This is a genomic window from Peribacillus folii (genome assembly GCF_030271255.1).
GTDB lineage: Bacteria > Bacillota > Bacilli > Bacillales > DSM-1321 > Peribacillus.
In genome coordinates, this window is record NZ_JASJOM010000011.1 from 99,725 (window position 1) to 116,141 (window position 16,417).

At 42.9% G+C, this 16,417-nt stretch carries 19 protein-coding genes; 1 reads left to right on the forward strand and 18 read right to left on the reverse strand.

All coding sequences use genetic code 11. The features are described 5' to 3' along the window. Positions 1 to 10 precede the first annotated feature (10 nt). The 14 genes from QNI08_RS18050 to fdhF form a co-directional block, all read right to left on the reverse strand. Entirely contained in the window at positions 11 to 1,204 is a 1,194-nt protein-coding gene (locus QNI08_RS18050) for an amidohydrolase (protein ID WP_285768790.1), read from the reverse strand. A 14-nt stretch (positions 1,205 to 1,218) separates the two neighbouring features. Beyond that, positions 1,219 to 1,728, reverse strand: coding sequence for a GNAT family N-acetyltransferase (locus QNI08_RS18055; RefSeq protein WP_285768791.1), 510 nt, complete (start codon positions 1,726 to 1,728; stop codon positions 1,219 to 1,221). 21 nt (positions 1,729 to 1,749) lie between these two features. Next, positions 1,750 to 2,520 carry an amino acid ABC transporter ATP-binding protein gene (locus QNI08_RS18060; RefSeq protein WP_285768792.1) on the reverse strand — a complete coding sequence of 257 codons (771 nt, stop codon included), beginning with the start codon at positions 2,518 to 2,520 and terminating at the stop codon, positions 1,750 to 1,752. Next, entirely contained in the window at positions 2,517 to 3,227 is a 711-nt protein-coding gene (locus tag QNI08_RS18065; protein WP_285768793.1) for an amino acid ABC transporter permease, read from the reverse strand. Before QNI08_RS18065 ends, QNI08_RS18060 begins: the two co-directional genes overlap by 4 nt. A gap of 20 nt (positions 3,228 to 3,247) precedes the next feature. After that, positions 3,248 to 3,955 (reverse strand): amino acid ABC transporter permease, encoded by a 708-nt coding sequence (locus QNI08_RS18070; protein WP_285768794.1) that lies wholly within the window; start codon positions 3,953 to 3,955, stop codon positions 3,248 to 3,250. 25 nt (positions 3,956 to 3,980) lie between these two features. Further along, the gene (locus tag QNI08_RS18075; RefSeq protein ID WP_285768795.1) at positions 3,981 to 4,805 is read right to left on the reverse strand and encodes a transporter substrate-binding domain-containing protein; all 825 of its coding nucleotides are present in this window, start codon (positions 4,803 to 4,805) and stop codon (positions 3,981 to 3,983) included. Between the two features lie 19 nt (positions 4,806 to 4,824). Then, the gene (locus tag QNI08_RS18080; protein ID WP_285768796.1) at positions 4,825 to 5,358 is read right to left on the reverse strand and encodes a GNAT family N-acetyltransferase; all 534 of its coding nucleotides are present in this window, start codon (positions 5,356 to 5,358) and stop codon (positions 4,825 to 4,827) included. Positions 5,359 to 5,453: 95 nt separating this feature from the next. After that, on the reverse strand, positions 5,454 to 5,744 hold the full coding sequence (locus QNI08_RS18085) for a glutaredoxin family protein (protein WP_285768797.1): 291 nt from the start codon (positions 5,742 to 5,744) through the stop codon (positions 5,454 to 5,456). 18 nt (positions 5,745 to 5,762) lie between these two features. After that, positions 5,763 to 7,097 carry an LLM class flavin-dependent oxidoreductase gene (locus QNI08_RS18090; protein WP_285768798.1) on the reverse strand — a complete coding sequence of 445 codons (1,335 nt, stop codon included), beginning with the start codon at positions 7,095 to 7,097 and terminating at the stop codon, positions 5,763 to 5,765. A 52-nt stretch (positions 7,098 to 7,149) separates the two neighbouring features. Further along, the gene (locus QNI08_RS18095) at positions 7,150 to 8,172 is read right to left on the reverse strand and encodes an LLM class flavin-dependent oxidoreductase (RefSeq protein ID WP_285768799.1); all 1,023 of its coding nucleotides are present in this window, start codon (positions 8,170 to 8,172) and stop codon (positions 7,150 to 7,152) included. Positions 8,173 to 8,302: 130 nt separating this feature from the next. Further along, positions 8,303 to 9,217: a LysR family transcriptional regulator gene (locus tag QNI08_RS18100; protein WP_285768800.1), complete on the reverse strand. Its 915-nt coding sequence runs from the start codon at positions 9,215 to 9,217 to the stop codon at positions 8,303 to 8,305. 551 nt (positions 9,218 to 9,768) lie between these two features. Continuing rightward, complete coding sequence (locus QNI08_RS18105; RefSeq protein WP_285768801.1) at positions 9,769 to 9,981, reverse strand: heavy-metal-associated domain-containing protein; 213 nt, start codon at positions 9,979 to 9,981, stop codon at positions 9,769 to 9,771. Positions 9,982 to 9,997: 16 nt separating this feature from the next. Then, positions 9,998 to 10,495, reverse strand: coding sequence for a helical membrane plugin domain-containing protein (locus QNI08_RS18110; RefSeq protein ID WP_285768802.1), 498 nt, complete (start codon positions 10,493 to 10,495; stop codon positions 9,998 to 10,000). After that, positions 10,470 to 13,457, reverse strand: a complete 2,988-nt coding sequence (fdhF, locus tag QNI08_RS18115) for a formate dehydrogenase subunit alpha (RefSeq protein WP_285768803.1) — start codon at positions 13,455 to 13,457, stop codon at positions 10,470 to 10,472. Before fdhF ends, QNI08_RS18110 begins: the two co-directional genes overlap by 26 nt. 291 nt (positions 13,458 to 13,748) lie before the next feature. On the opposite strand from fdhF, the gene QNI08_RS18120 reads away from it, so the two are divergent. Further along, positions 13,749 to 13,967 (forward strand): PCI domain-containing protein, encoded by a 219-nt coding sequence (locus QNI08_RS18120; RefSeq protein WP_285768804.1) that lies wholly within the window; start codon positions 13,749 to 13,751, stop codon positions 13,965 to 13,967. Positions 13,968 to 14,171: 204 nt separating this feature from the next. On the opposite strand, the gene modB is transcribed toward QNI08_RS18120, so the two are convergent. The 4 genes from modB to QNI08_RS18140 all read right to left on the reverse strand — a co-directional run bounded on the left by modB (position 14,172) and on the right by QNI08_RS18140 (position 16,105). Then, on the reverse strand, positions 14,172 to 14,828 hold the full coding sequence (modB, locus tag QNI08_RS18125) for a molybdate ABC transporter permease subunit (protein ID WP_285768805.1): 657 nt from the start codon (positions 14,826 to 14,828) through the stop codon (positions 14,172 to 14,174). 40 nt (positions 14,829 to 14,868) lie between these two features. After that, positions 14,869 to 15,252: a hypothetical protein gene (locus QNI08_RS18130; protein WP_285768806.1), complete on the reverse strand. Its 384-nt coding sequence runs from the start codon at positions 15,250 to 15,252 to the stop codon at positions 14,869 to 14,871. Between the two features lie 87 nt (positions 15,253 to 15,339). Continuing rightward, positions 15,340 to 15,681 carry a Na-translocating system protein MpsC family protein gene (locus tag QNI08_RS18135; RefSeq protein WP_285768807.1) on the reverse strand — a complete coding sequence of 114 codons (342 nt, stop codon included), beginning with the start codon at positions 15,679 to 15,681 and terminating at the stop codon, positions 15,340 to 15,342. 13 nt (positions 15,682 to 15,694) lie between these two features. Then, complete coding sequence (locus tag QNI08_RS18140) at positions 15,695 to 16,105, reverse strand: phosphate-starvation-inducible protein PsiE (RefSeq protein WP_285768808.1); 411 nt, start codon at positions 16,103 to 16,105, stop codon at positions 15,695 to 15,697. Positions 16,106 to 16,417: the final 312 nt, after the last annotated feature.

The following is a 16,417-nucleotide window of genomic DNA, read 5'->3' on the forward strand; positions in this document are numbered from 1 at the left end:
TATAGAATCTTCAATCCAACGTACAAAGACTTTCCCCAAATGTCCTGGGCAAATCCTGCCTTAACCACTCTCCATGTTTACCCAATAAATCCTTGGCACTTGCAGATAAAAAATAGGCAGCCTTCATTATCGCTTTTTCATCAACGGTGAATGCAGGGTGATGCCAGTCTTCGTTTCCATTCGTACCAAAAAAGGCAAAGCTTCCCGGGATATGCTGAAGGTAATAAGCGAAATCCTCCCCCGCCATCGATGGGCATGGTTCAATAACTTCCAATGTTTGCCCCAAAGCGGAACTTCGTGCCATTTCCGTAATAGCTGAATGATTATGAAGAGCAGCGGGGCCAGGAAACCAGCCAATCACAGCTTCCTGTGAAAAAGCGGCAGCGATATGATTCACGATCGAATAAAACTTTTTCTTTACTTCCTCTCTTATTACAGGTTCAAAAGTCCGTATCGTTCCTTCAAGGATCACTTCCCCCGGAATCACATTCCATGTGCTTCCCCCGGTTATCCTCGTCACGCTCACCACTGCACTTTCCAGGGGGGATACATTCCTGCTTACGATGGTTTGAAGGGCGGTGATGAGCTGGGCGCCGGCTGCTATAGGATCATTTCCATTTTGGGGGATCGCCGCGTGACTGCCCTTGCCTTGAAGCACAATATGAAAACGGTCCACTGCTGCCATTAACGGCCCTTCTTTTATCCCTATGGTCCCTACAGGTAAATCGGGTTTATTATGCAATCCGATTATGGTCGCTACATCTTCGATTTGACCATCTTTTATCACATGCGCAGCACCGCCGCCCAATTCTTCTGCTGGTTGAAAAAGCAGGCGCACGGTTCCGCTCAGCTCCGATTGATATTCCTTTAACAAGTATGCAGCTCCAATGACAGCAGCCGTATGGAAGTCGTGCCCGCAGGCATGCATAACTCCCTTCACCTTCGAAGCAAAAGGAAGCCCGGTCTTCTCCTCGATCGGGAGAGCATCGATATCTGCCCTTATCGCTACTGTAGGTCCGGGTTTTCCACCCTTTATATCGGCAAAAACACCTGTTTTCAATCCTGTCTGACGGATTTCTATATCTTCTTCCTCCAGCCACTTTTGAATGGACCTTGTCGTTTCGAATTCTTCATTCGATAACTCCGGAAATTGATGTAAATGGCGCCGTATCGATATTAAACGGTTTTCCAGCTCTCGACTCATAAAGCCGCCTCCTTTTATAAATCCAAGCGATAGCATTTCACTAAAATATCATGATTTTGGAATTCCTTCGTTTGATCCCGTTTAAAGCCAAACCATTCATATAATTTAATGGCCTTATGCATTTTATCGGTAGAATGCAGATACAAACTGGACGCACCTTGCGACTTTGCATACTGTACACTAGCTTTTAATAACTCCTGTGCGATACCGCGCCCCCTTGATTGGGGATGAACGGCCAGCAACCGAATGATTGGTGAAACAATGCCAAGTTCTGGCTTTTCATATGCCTTTTCAGAGGATTGAAAAAGCTGTAAGGTACCAAGGATATCCTGTTGGCACTTTGCAACCAATACTTTATCGACATGTGGATTATCCACGGAGGATTGAATATTTTTTAAATATCCCTTCCAAGCCTCCGGGTCCGAATATTCCAATTCATACTGTTGATAACTTTCTACCAATAAACGGCGGACCTTCTCTCTGTCTTCTTCAATCAATTCATTGATTACGATTGTATTTGTCATCTTCCTCCTAGGCCCCTTCCTTCAATTAGCCTTTTCTTCCAGATACGGTATGGGAATATCCCTTGATATCCTGTTCAAGAATTGTCGAGTTCGCTCTTCCTTTGGAGCATTGAAAATTTCAAGTGGCGAGCCTTCTTCGACGATGACTCCGCCGTCCATGAAGAGAACTCGATCGGATACCTCCCTGGCAAAGCTCATTTCATGGGTGACAATCACCATCGTGATGCCTTCCTGGGCAATGGTTTTTATCACAGAAAGCACTTCCCCGACCAACTCTGGGTCCAGTGCCGATGTCGGCTCATCGAATAGGATGACTTGCGGATTCAAAGCAAGAGCCCTGGCAATGCCCACACGTTGCTGCTGACCGCCTGACAATTGCGAAGGGTAATGGTGATGCTTATCTTCCAACCCCACTTTTTTTAGCATTAGCTCGCTTTCTCGTTTCGCATCCGTCTTCTTATATTTTTTCGTTACAATTAACCCTTCCATCACATTTTCCAAAACGGTTTTATGAGCAAATAAGTTATAATGCTGAAAAACCATCGCAGATTGCCTTCTAAGTGACAAGATTTCCCTTTTGGTCGCTTTCTTGGTCTTCACCTGTACATCTCCCACTTGAACAATGCCTTCATCTGGCTTATCGAGAAAGTTCAAGCACCTTAGCAAGGTCGTTTTCCCAGATCCGCTTGGTCCAAGAATGGCAACGACTTCACCCTTGCCCACTTTCAAGTTGATCCCTTTTAGGACGGGCTGCTGGTTAAATGATTTTCTTATATCTTTCAAATAAATCATTGTAATCCTCCTCGATTATAGGCAGTGGCTTTTTTTTCGATGAAAAACGAAAGTCCCTCTGCCATGATTGTGAGACCCCAGTAAATGAAACCAGCAGCGATAAAAGACTCCAAAAATTTCAAATTGGTCGAGGCAACAATATTGGCTGCACCTGTGATTTCCTTTTGCGATACAATGAAAGCGATCGATGACGTATGCAAAAAACCAATGAAAATATTCGTGAAATTCGGAATGGATTGAGCCATTGCCTGCGGCAGAACAATGCGTGTCATCGCTTGAAAGGTATTCATGCCTATGGAATAAGCTGCCTCCATTTGCCCATTGGAGACACTGATGATCCCGGACCTGAATATTTCGGATAAGTAAGCCCCCGCACTCAACGATAAAGCGGTTAAGACGAATAAACTAATCGGGATCGAATTCGATTGAAAGCCCCAATCGAATTTAGCTGAAATTTGATCGATCAATAAGGGAAGACCGAAATAAATGAGCATGATGTGCATAATGATTGGCGTTCCTCTGAAGAAAGAGACATATCCATTGGCAACGCCAGATAAGTATTTCACTTTATATATCCTGATCAAGGCAACGGCCAGACCGATCAAGAAACCTGCAAAAAGAGGCAGAATCGTCAAGAAAAGCGTAGTGGGAAGTGCTTTCAAGATCTCCTTGAAAGCCGTCCAGATAAATAGAATATCAATCGTCAAAGCCTTCCCTCCCCCTTTTGTTATCCAGCAGCTGACACATTGACGGCCTGATGCCGATTGATGCGATTTTCATACAATCTAAATATTTTCTCGAACAATAGCACGACTGCATAATAGATGATCGATAAGGAGAGATAGACTTCGAGACCATGTGCCGTTGCAGCAATCAACGTCTCTCCTCTCCCCATCATATCCATCACGCCGATGGTAAAGGCAAGGGAGGTATCCTTCAATGATCCGATGATGGCGTTGGCAATATTCGGAAAAGCGATCCGTATTGCCTGAGGGAGTACGATCCGCCTAAAACTTTGACCATTATTCATCCCAACCGAATAGGCTGCTTCCGTTTGGCCATGATCGACAGCCTTTATCGCCCCTCGAAAAATCTCCGCAAAATGCGCCCCATTACTTAGTGCATACGTAATAATGACAAAATACAGAGCCTCCATTCTTGAAATATCGATGTTAATGAATAATAGGATGGCAGGCAGCCCATAAAACACTAGAAACAATTGGATTAAAATAGGAGTTCCGCGTATGAACGAAATATACAGTATGACAAATTGATTCAAGATCGGGATACGGAATACCCTCAGGATGGCAGCCGTTATCCCAAGGATCATCCCTAAAGAAACCGAGGCTGCCAGGATCTGCAGCGTAACCCCAAGATAATGGATTAAAGTCGGTACGAAATTGACTATTAAAGAAGGATCGAATGACTTCCCCATGCTTTACCACCTCCGCGCTTACGACTTAAAATCCGACTGAATAGTCTGCACCCAGCCACTTTTTACTCAGTTCACTCACTGCGCCCTCCTTTTTCAGCTCCACTAGTGCTTCATCGATCCTCTTCTGTAAGGGCGTTTCATCCTTTCTAAGCAAAAAGTATACCTTTGAATTAAGAAGCGGCTCGCCGACGACCTTCTGCTGTGCATCTGCTTGTTCATTTAAGAAGTCGACTGCAAATGGTGTCGTGATGGTGGCATCGGCCCGGCCCGTTTTGATTTGATTCTTCGTATCATCAGCACCTTGACCTGAATAGATGATTTCTATGCCGGCATTATTTTCTTGATTGTACTTTTCAAGGAATACGGCTGAATTGCTTGTTGCACTCACTATCGCTTTTTTCCCTTTTAAATCCTTAATGGAATGAATATCATTGTTGTCCTTATGAACGGTAACCTGTAGGGGAAAGACATTATATGGTTCCTTATTAAAGAGGAATTTCTCTTTTCGTTCGTCATTCACTTCCATTTGATGAGCAACGAAATCGATTTTATTCGTCTCTAAACTTAATAAAAGATTAGAAAAATCCATCGTTTTAAATTCAAATTCATATTCAGGGAGCTTTTCATCGATTTGGCGAACCAACTCGACATCATATCCTGTCAGCTTGCCGTTCTTATCCAAAAAGCAAATATTCGGGAATTGCGTGCCTGTTCCTACCATGATTTTCTGAACTTTTTTATTATCTTTATCACCTGCATTTGATTTTGCTGTACTCGCTGTTTCTTTCGAAGAGCAAGCTCCTAAAAAAGTCAGCAGCAGTGCCATCATCAATAATAATGTTTTTTTCATCTCAATTCCCCCGGCGTTTTTAATGACTAACCAATGGTTCTTTATTTTCGATCATGCGATACAGCGTTTCATCTAGAATTTTACGTAGGTAGACAATCTTTTCGCCATCGTGAACTCGTTCGGCAAAAATCTCATAGCCTCTTCTTTCATAAATGGATACAAGCCAAGGGTGGCGATCAGCTGTCGCCAAATAGACAGCCGGCGCTTTCACCTGATCCCGAAGCATATTTTCTTCCACCCAAGTTAACAAAGCCGATCCGATGCCTTTTTGCTTAAATAAGGGATCCACCGCAAACCACCAAATGAAGGGGTAGGGACTGAAATGCTCAGGATCATTCCATGGATGGCGAACGGTCACGGTCGATACAATTTGCCCATCCCGTTCCAATACATAAGTGAGATTTCGCCTAATATTATTCGTCACTAGCTGCAGATCGGCCGTCGCAGCCAAAAATTTAATTTTCAAATTCCGAATAGGTGCATATGCCCGAAGCGTGAGACTCAGCACTTCAGGAGCATCCTTAACAGTAGCAAGACGGATTAGCTGTGACATGATTATCTCTCCAATCCTATAGTTCATTATTCTAACAAGAATAGTCGGAATTATATCTATGCGATTTCACTCATTCATCTGTTTATCTTCCCGATTCATGGATTTGATTGATAGGCTGGATTTTTGTGATGATAACGCTCAAGCGCCTTTTCAAGATGGGTGATGCCAATTTCTGTAACGCCCTCATATACATTCCCCCGCCCGATTTCAATGATGGGCACATATCGGACGCCATATTTGATTTCTAAAATATCCCTCCGTTCATCCTGATTGGTAACATCGACCGTTTGATACGCAAGGTCCTTCTCTTCTAAGTAATGTTTAACTTCCTCGCAATAGTGGCAGCCTTGTTTTGACCAAACGACGACAGATAGCTGTTCTCCCATTTCAGATTCCTCCTTTTATTATTGGTTGATTTTTTCTTTCGCATAACGATTTACCGGGAACGGAAGACCCAAGTTGCCCCTTAATGTATCTGCTTCATATTCAGTACGATATATCCCCCTTTGTTGAAGGATGGGAACCACATGGAGAACAAAGTCACTCAAAGCGTTCGGGACACTTGAAGCAAAGATGAATCCGTCCGCCCCCTTCTCTTCGAACCATTGCTCGATTAAATCCGCGACCTTCTCTGGAGTTCCAATAAAAGGAGTCCGGGGTGTAGATTCCTTAAGGGCCACTTGACGAAGCGTCAAATGCTTCTCTTTCGCTTCCTGTTTTATTCGATCGGTCGTACTTCGAAAACTGTTTTTTCCGATGTCCCCGAGTTCCGGAAAAGGGGCATCCAATTCATATTGGGAAAAATCATGATGGTCGAAGTATCGTCCCAAATAATCGAGCGCCTTATCGACGGAAACGAGATTGGCAAGCTCTTGATATTTGTTCTCTGCCGCTTCATCAGTTGCACCGATGATCGGGGCGATACCTGGAAGAATGACAATATCATCAGGATTCCTTCCAAATGCAATGGCCCTATTTTTTACATCTTGATAAAATTTCTGCGCTTCTTCCAATGTCGGGTGCCCGGTAAAGATGGCATCCGCATCTTTAGCAGCAAGATTTTTGCCGGCCTCGGATGAACCTGCTTGGAAAATGACCGGACGTCCCTGTTTTGATCGAGCAATGTTAAGCGGACCCTGTACCGAGAAAAATTCTCCTTTATGATACAATTTGTGCATTTTTGAAGGCTCAAAAAACTTTCCTGACTCTTTATCCCGAATAAACGCATCATCCTCCCATGAATCCCATAAGCCTTTAGTGACCTGAATATATTCTGAAGCAATCCGGTAGCGTTTGGCATGATCGGGATGTTCCTCAACGGTTTTGTTATAGTTTAAAGCGGTACTTTCAAGAGGCGTGGTAACAAGGTTCCATCCGCCGCGTCCATGGCTCATATGGTCAAGTGAAGCAAATTGCCGGGCTACAGTGAATGGTTCACTATACGAAGTGGAAACAGTACCGACAAGCCCTATCCTTTTCGTGACGGCAGAAAGTGCTGACAAAAGAGTAAGTGGTTCAAATCGATTCAAAAAATGGGGAATCGATTTCTCGTTTATATATAAACCGTCAGCGATGAATACTAAATCAAACTTTCCCTCTTCAGCCTTCCTGGCCTGCTCCATGTAAAATTCAATGCTGACACTGGCATCTGCTTGAATATCAGGATGCCTCCAACCAGATATGCTTCCTCCGACTCCGTGAATAAGCGCTCCTAATTTCAACTTTCTCCGCTCAGACATCCATACTCCCCCTTTTAATGTCTTCTTGATTTGATTTCCCAAGTAAAAGAATTCACTTTAGGCTCGTTACGCTTTTCCCTTCAGATAACGATAAGTGAAGCGGGCTCAATAATTGGAACGAGCGTAATCTTTCTGCTTCTTTTAAAACGGGAGTATGTAAGATGAACTCATCTACCCCATATCTTTCATGTAAATTCGTTAAAACTTCCGTTACGTAAGCGGGAGTTCCAGCAATGATAGTGGATTCCTGCTCCTCGATTTCGTATGATTCCCCAGCCTGCTTTCCAAATATCTCTGCTTGCTCGATGGTTTGGACCGTCACTGTCCGGCCGCTGGCAAGATGGACTTTCACGATCTTTTGATCACCGATTAATTCGTTGGCTTCTTGTTGTGCAGGAGCGGCAATCACGGAAACTGATAGCTTAAAGCTTCCAGTGGGAAAGATACTTCGGTAAATGCTGGCAGCATCATCGAGTACAGCATCATTACTATTGATGAATCGGGCAAATACAAAGGCTATACCCAGGTTGGCCGCTAGCCTCGCACTGTCGGTACTGGCTCCAAGCAGGAACATTTCCGGTTTTATTGTTGGTAGCGGTGTAGCTTGAACCCCTGCAAGAGGGTGAGTGCCATTGATCGAATTTTCAATTATTTCTTGCAAGAAAGATACACGCTCTTCAAAATCCTTTCCATCATTCACGGTGCCATATTGCAGCGCCTTCGTTGATAAGGGGAGTCCCCCGGGTGCCTTTCCGATGCCAAGGTCCACCCTGCCCGGTGAAAGATTGGATAACACATGGAAGTTTTCCGCTACTTTATAGGGACTATAGTGCTGAAGCATGACACCTCCAGAGCCTACTCGAATCGATTTTGTTTGGGCTAAAAGGTGAGATATCAAAACTTCCGGAGAAGAACCTGCCAAGGTTTCCGCATGATGATGCTCGGATACCCAGAAACGGTTATACCCCCACTCCTCTGCATACCTAGCCAGTTTAATCGTTTGCTGTAATGCACCTGATGCTGTAGCTCCGGGAAATATTGGACTTTGATCTAAAATGCCAAGCGTATAACTCATATTTTCTCTCCTCCGCCTTAATTCCGAGTTAATTTATGAGATTAATTGATTTTGATTTATCCTATCACCAGAACATGCTGATGGCAATGGTTTTACCAATAGAAAAAATTATGGTATCGATAGAAAATATCTATCGGTGCGATGGGTACTGTGATAGAAGATGGTTTTGTTCAAATTCCCGAAGCGAGAAGAGGATGTCATTCCATAATAACGGACCATCCCCCCCTTGATTCAGGTGTGTTAAGTAGATGTGCTGCTTTATCTTGATTAAATGTGACACGTCCACTTCAAACAACGTACCTGCATCCAGCTCCTTTTTAATGCATAAATACGGCAAGAACCCGATACAGCTTCCGCCAACGATCAATGATTTGGCCGCTTCCAGGTGATTGACCTGAAATTCAATCCGCGGCTCCACGTTAGAGACTTCAAATATTTTATGGACCTGATTCCAGTCAAACGCGCCGCACTCAAAAAATACGAGCGGCTCCTTTGCTAGTGCGTGCACGGAAAGCTCTGTTTGAACTTGAAAGGGATGTCCCGGATAAACGACTAAACGAATCGAATTATCAAGAATTTTCTGGTTTTGCAGCCCGCTATGTGTAACGTCTTTCATGAATGCTAGATCGACCTGTTTCCGAAGCAACTTATCGATTAATTCCTCATTTGTAGCAGATATGAACTTAAAGCGTAAATCTGGATTGTTCTTTTTCCAGAGAGGAAGGGCGAATGGAATGAAGTATTGCGATGTAATGATATTGGCCCCTATCGCTATTTCCTCCAAATCACTACCGGCCTTCAGTTGCTTTTTTCCCTGTTGGAAGGTACGAATGATTTGTTCCGCAAACGGAATGAAGGCTTTCCCTTTTTCGGTTAATATGATCCCTCTGCCTTGCCTTTCGAATAGTTCCGAATCGAGTTCCCCCTCAAGCGTCTTGATTCTTGCCGAAACCGTCGGTTGTGATAAAAACATCGCCTCAGCAGCTTTATGGAAGCTATTAAAGTGAACGACATACATAAAAGCTTCAATATGATCAATATTCATACTCTCGGCTCCTCCATTCAAATTGAACACTAAAAGCTCCTGTTCGCTTATTGCGTTCAGGAGCTTTCGGTTGTCCGATCAGCCCATCTCATCATCATTGTTTTACCCGATTTTAATCTCATAAATCAAATAAGTAAAGTGTGAATTAAAATATACTTTAATAAGGCAGAAAAGAACGTACTCCGTATCCCCTCCGATTCGTTGCCATTTCCCCTTAGTTCCAAGAGAAAGCGAAGGTACAAGACTCCTGCGGACATACAGGCTGAAGGAAGAGTGGCTAGCGGGCGCTTGCGTCCCCATCGAACAAGCCAAAAAATATAGACAAACTCGATTATCATCGAGCTTGTCTACTCTCTGGATCTAATGATCATGTTTGCTCAAAAAAGGATTGGGATGCGAAACTGCGCTCGGTTCTGCAAGCTTCACACAAATGAAGGACTCTCATTTGTTCCGGATCATTACCTTCTTGATTAAGTTCCTCTTCAAAACCGCATACTTCACATACTTTCATTGACCATCTCTCCTTAATGACAGGTTTTCGCTGAAGATGGCTACTCTTCTTTAATGGCGAATCCCGTATCTTTCACAGCCTGCAGGAAATCGACTTTCGAAGCTGCTTTCTCATCATAGCTGAATGTAACCATCTTGTTTGCCAAGCTTACTTCAACACCTCTTACACCCCAGACTTCATTCAGTGCATGATGGATTTTATTCATATCACTTTCATCTCTTATACCTTCCACCTTAATTGATCCATTTTCCACTTGAGCATTCTCCTTTTTAATGTAACTCGCGCTTATCTCCCTGAAATGCCTCCCCCATTCCTTCCAAAAAGCCCAGCATGGTCGTCAGGGAGGTTCTGATTTCCGGATTTCGAATACTATTTCCAAGCTGCCATAAGCTCACTTTTTCATGTTTATCTATATTCTTAGCCAATTTCTCCATGCCCTGACCGACTCCATTCAATACTGTCTGCAACTGTTCAGGATTCAATTGGCCAAGGAAGTTAAAGGCATTCATACCATTCTTGATCGTATTATGCATATTAGGCTGATTAAGCTGTTGCACGGCAATCACCCCTACATCCACACGTTTCTCAAGCAGCCCATTCACCGTATCCAAAACACCCATGTCATGAAGTTGCCTGACGATACCTATCGTCGCCATGATCGCTTCCCGGTTCTCTGCCAAGGCTGCGACAATGTCCGTGATCGCCTTTGATTGCTCTGCTTCGGGATTAGGGGCTTCTTTTCTAATTTGCTTGATTGCTTTCGCCAAACTCATCACCTCCTAATTCAAATAACTCTGAGATCGGAGTAAAGTCTTCCCTTTTCCATTTTTCCTCGACTCTCACACTGATTTGGGGAAGACGGTTCCCGAATCGGTAGTTCACTTTCGGCAATGGCGATTCTCCCTTTTCTTCCAACACTTCCATTTTCACGCTCATTTCCTTATAGTTCGGTGTATGGGTTACCGTATCATGATAACTGCTTGTCAGGCGGTTAACCGCTTCCTCATCTTCCCGTGTATTCATCGTCAAGTATAGTTCCTTCCCTGTTACACGTTCTGTGACTATTGCTCTGACCTTGACGTGACCGTAAGGGGAGGTTAAACGGACCAGTGAGCCATCCTCAAGCCCACGCTCCCGGGCAAGCTCCAGTGATACCTCAAGCCATGGGTGGGGAACCTTATGTGTAAGGCCTTCCGACTTGTACGTCATATTCCCTTCATGGAAATGCTCCAGCAGTCGGCCATTGTTTAAATGTAAGTCATATTCATCACCGGCCTCAAACGGAGGGGTCCATTCAAGCGGAATGAGCCGAGCCTTGCCATCGGCAAATTCGAAGCCTTCTTCGAAAAGGAGCGGGGTATCCGTACCATCTTTCGCCACTGGCCAGATTTGACTATTGAACCCTTCCAGTCGTTCATAACTCACCCCGGCAAAATAACCGGCAAGACTCGCTGCTTCATCCATGATTTCACTTGGATGCTGATAATTCCAATTCGCACCTAGATGATTAGCAAGCTCTTGGAAAATGAGCCAATCCGGTTTTGAATCTCCAAGTGGTTCCAATACTTGATAAAACCTCTGAATTCGGCGCTCTGTATTAACGAATGTACCGTCCTTTTCCAGGCTCGGAGCTGCAGGTAATATAACATCAGCGAATTGCGCCGTTTTACTGAGAAATAAATCCTGGACAACGAAAAATTCCAGATCTTCAAGCATCGTATCCACAAAATTCACGTTGGAATCCACAAATGCCATGTCTTCCCCGAATAAATACAGCGACTTTAGTTTTCCTTTCTTAACCCCTTCAAGCATTTGATGATTATCCATCCCAGGATCTTTCGGCAAAGATACGCCCCATGCCTTCTCGTAACGCTTTCTGACCTGTTCATCTTGAATCGGTTCATATCCAGGGAACCATGAAGGCATTGTACCGAAATCGCATGCGCCTTGAACGTTATTATGTCCTCTAAGTGGGTAGGCGCCCGTGCCTGGACGACCATAATTCCCTGTTATCAAAAGCAAATTCGAGATAGCTGTACTCGTATCCGTTGCTCCCTTATGCTGAGTGACACCCATGGCCCAAAGGACACAAGCCGAGTTGGCTTCATGTATCATGGTTGCCAGCTTGATGAGTTCTTCCTTTGTGATTCCGGTCATTTCTTCGGCATAATCCAGTGTGAATTTATCGAGAGATTGAATATAGCTCTCAAGTCCATTCACTCGATTTTGTAAGAACTGTTTGTCTTCCCAGCCTTGATCCAAAATATATTTCGTGACGGCTGATAACCAGATAAGATCCGTACTAGGCTTGGGATGAACAAACAAATTTGCCCGCTCCGCCAATTCATTCTCGCGTAAATCTGCAACGATGAGCTTATGTCCATGAAGTTTATGGGCGCGTTTGATCCGGGTTGCAAGGACTGGATGTGATTCAGCAGGATTGGCGCCGACTATGATCACCAATTCCGATTTCTCAATGTCCCTTATCGATCCGGAATCGCCGCCTATTCCCACTGTACGCAAAAGCCCTGCCGTTGCAGGCGATTGGCAATACCGTGAACAATTATCCACATTGTTCGTTCCCATGATGGCACGGGCAAATTTTTGGAAAAGATAATTTTCCTCATTGGAGCATTTCGATGAGGCAATATAACCGATGGAATCAGGTCCATGCTGTTCTTTAATGCTTGTTAGTTTTGAAGCAATCAGAGTCAGTGCTTCCTCCCAGGTCGATTCAATGAATTCATCCCCCTGACGGATCAATGGCTTGGTAAGACGCTCTTCACTATTTACATAGTCCCAGCCCCATTTTCCTTTCACGCAAGTTGAAATCCCATTGACAGGTGAATGTTCTTGGGGTTCAATTTTCAAGATTTGCCGATCCTTTGTCCATACTTCAAAACTGCAGCCTACTCCACAATACGTGCAAACCGTTTTTGTACGTTTGATTCTCGCCTTCCGCATGGCTGCTTCCACTTCTGAGATCGCGAAAATTTCCTTGTACCCCGGTTCAACTTCCTTGGTCAAATCAATCATCGGTGCTAAAACACTAGGTGGAATGGCAGTTAAGTAACCTGCTTCACCTAACATCGATTTTTCCATCAAAGCATTGCAAGGACATACGGTTACACAATGCCCACATGAAACGCAAGATGATTCGTCGATAGGAACATCGTTATCCCAGATTACGCGGGGCTTTTCACGTTCCCAGTCTATCGTCAATGTTTCATTCACCTGGAGATCCTGACAAGCTTCCACACATCTTCCGCACAAAATGCATTGATCTGGCTCATACCGATAAAAAGGATGTGAATGATCAGGAGGATATGGCTTCGCCTCGAATTTATATTTTTGATGCTCGATTTCGAGATACTCTGCCGTATTATGAACGACACAATTTCCATTGTTATTATCACAGACTGTACAGTAAAGCTCATGATTCTTTAAAATTCTTGACATCGCTTCGTATTGCGCATCTTTGACGGGTTGAGAAAGCGTATCCACTTTCATGCCAGGTTCTGCTTTCGTCGAACAGGCACGTACCATTTCACCCCCCGCATTGACAAAGCATGTATCGCAGGTTTGAATGGTTCCTAAGTTTGGGTGATAGCAAATACTGGGGATATACGAATCATTGGCTTGAGCCACCTCTAAAATCGTTTGCCCTGGATAAGCTACGTATTCCTTCCCGTTAATTTGAAAAGAAAATGAGGATGAAGATTCTTTCACTTGTCTGCCTCCTTATTTAAGTGAGTATGCAGTCGATAGGATTCAAGTTCCCTTCAAACTGGCTTCTTCATATAGCATTACCAATATACGGAGGAATAATTAACACATTTTCCACTATATGTGATATCCGCGAATCGAAACCCATCGCCGCCTCTATCATCCATTTCGGTAAGGAACCGCTTGTATCACAATGTACTGGGTATTTTCTCTGTAAAGGCATAAGAAATCGATAAACGGGTTAATCTGAGAAGGAATCATGTTTTGTAATCATGACGAAGGAGTGTTTGAACTGTGGAAAAAGAACTTTTATATCAGCGTGTACACAATATGATTATTTCTTCAGCTAAAAAGCCTAAATACACAGCCCTTTCCACCGTAAAGATTGCTGATTTATTTGGTGTAAGGCCTGATGTCATCGAAAGCATGTTACAGGAATTAATAAGCGAAGGGCGGTTACATAAGTCCAAGTTGCTAGACCCGCCAAATTACGAAGTATATTCATTACCCTAAATAGGTGAAAGGGGGGGAAATGGATGCGATACATATAAAAACCTATCGCAACAATGAGGGGGCTTTGGTTAATAGCCTTGAATCGTTGTGGATTAGTTTGTTTGAAGCGATAGTTTAGGGCTATTCAGCAAACATGATCCAGTATGATGAATTTTTCAAACAGGCTTCCCCATCCATGTCGGGAAATGCCGTATTATATTGGTGTCACTTCTGTTTTACTTGGACAAGCACTAACATGATGAATGAAAGCATAACCATCAAAAGAACCCATGACCAAGCTAGCTTCATGTTGCCAGTGTCAATGGCCAGATATATGGCTGTCGGCACCGTTTGCGTTTTTCCCGGAATATTTCCGGCAACCATTAAGGTAGCACCGAATTCGCCAAGTGCTCTGGCAACGCTCAAAATACCTCCGGAAACGATGGCTTTAGAAGCCAAGGGAAGTGAAATCAGGAAAAAAACTTGCCATTCATTTGCTCCATAAACTCTCGCAGCACCTTCAATTTCATGATCGATTTCTTGAAAACCAATCTTTGCTGACTGGTACATTAACGGAAATGCCACAATGATGGAGGCAAGAACAGCACCCCACCAGGTAAAAAGGATCGATTGCCTAAAAACCATTTCTGCCGCTTCCCCAACGACGCTCTTTTTTCCCAGGGCAATCAGCAACAAGAAGCCTACAACCGATGGAGGCAAGACCAATGGAAGCATCAAGATCGTCTCGATTATAACTTTTCCTTTAAAGTTTTTAAGAGACAGCCATCTTCCCACTAAAGTACCTATACTATTGACAGCAAAGCCTGAAAGCATCGTGATTTTAATGGATAACACTATGGGTGTCAAAAACTCTTGAATCATTTATCCACCTACTATCAAAACGGAATTTAAGAATTCATTCTTAAGAAGTTGATGCTTTCATTTCAAAGAAACCACGTTCAATTTCCTTCCTATCAAGACCACAAACGGAGGCTGTCCCTAAAAATAATGAAAATAAATGTAAAAACCAATCTTTATTACTTTTTCTCGTTCCTATACATTTGAATATTTCCTGGAATTGGCTTCTTTCATGTGCCGCTATGATAGGCGCTGCACCAAAATACTTCAAAACGAAATCAAATTCCAACTGGACGGCTAACTGTAACATATCATTTAAAGTCTCGATGTAACTTCCGATGTTTTTATCTTTATATAGGTTAATAAAGTCGCTATTCACTCTCGAAATAAGCAACTCCATATCCATTTCCGAGATCTCCGTCATTTCGATCATTTTTTTTATGTCCATTGCCTCTCCTCCTTTATTCGCCCGTTCTTTCTTTTCCCGATCGAAAATCATATTTCGACAGTTTAAAATATCGGCTTCAATCACGGGCTAACCTTGTACAGGCTTATCAAATACATAAATTGTCATCGCCGTATCTTTGTCCAAGTCAATATCTGTAAAGATACTCACAACTTTAGCATGGACCAAGTCCTCGATTTTTTTCAGAACCACAGGATTCTTATAAATTTGCTTTACCAATTTGGTTCTTGCTTCATGGACCATCCTTTGTCCCTCTCTCGAACTGATCATAAAATTCTCTACGTTCGTCAAATTTCCCTTCATCTCACTAATTGCCCAATTATCTAAAAATCGGGTATGGATTTCCTTTGGTCCATTCCCTACATATTCTTTACGTATCTCACGAATCAACATATTAAATTGATGTTCCATACTTCCATTTCTCCTATCTGATTCTTTTATTTTTTTGCCCTTCTGGTGAGGGTAATAGTATATAGCTTATTGTTAGCATGAGAATGACTATGGAAAGCCATAAATTTTGAAAGGAATTCCCATTATTCACGATAATGAAGCGAATTGTCGCTGTAATTCCGATATATAAAAGGTACCTTAGCGGGAAATGGTGACTTTCTTTAAAATACGTCAAAATCATTGAAATGAATCCGAAATATAAGAAAAAAACCAAAATTTTACTAAACGTTTCATGAACATCTCTATTCTCGACCAAGATATCACTTAAAATGTAATATAGTTCTCTAAAAAGAAAATAAGTAAGGATAAAACTAAGAACAATCAATGCTATATTCAATACTATTTGATAAAGTTTTATCAACGATTTTCCAGCTGATTCAACCATCTGTATCCTCCATCTTCGTTATACCACTTCACTTACAGGATTTATTTCCTTCGATTCACTTTCCCTATCAATTTGCTCGATTTATCGATCATGTTCTTACTAAAAAAGCTTGTTAACGGCTTACACTTCTAATGAGGAGCATGCTCAAGAATCAAATCCATGCGCATGCACTCTAGAAGCTTCCTTTTTGAATCCATTTGCTAAAATCTAGAAACTCGTCTTAGCAGATTGTATGGTCTGTTCCTTCACCTGTTTACCATCATTCTGTACCTCGCATCTATAAATGATACCGATCACTTGCAGGATGGGTTC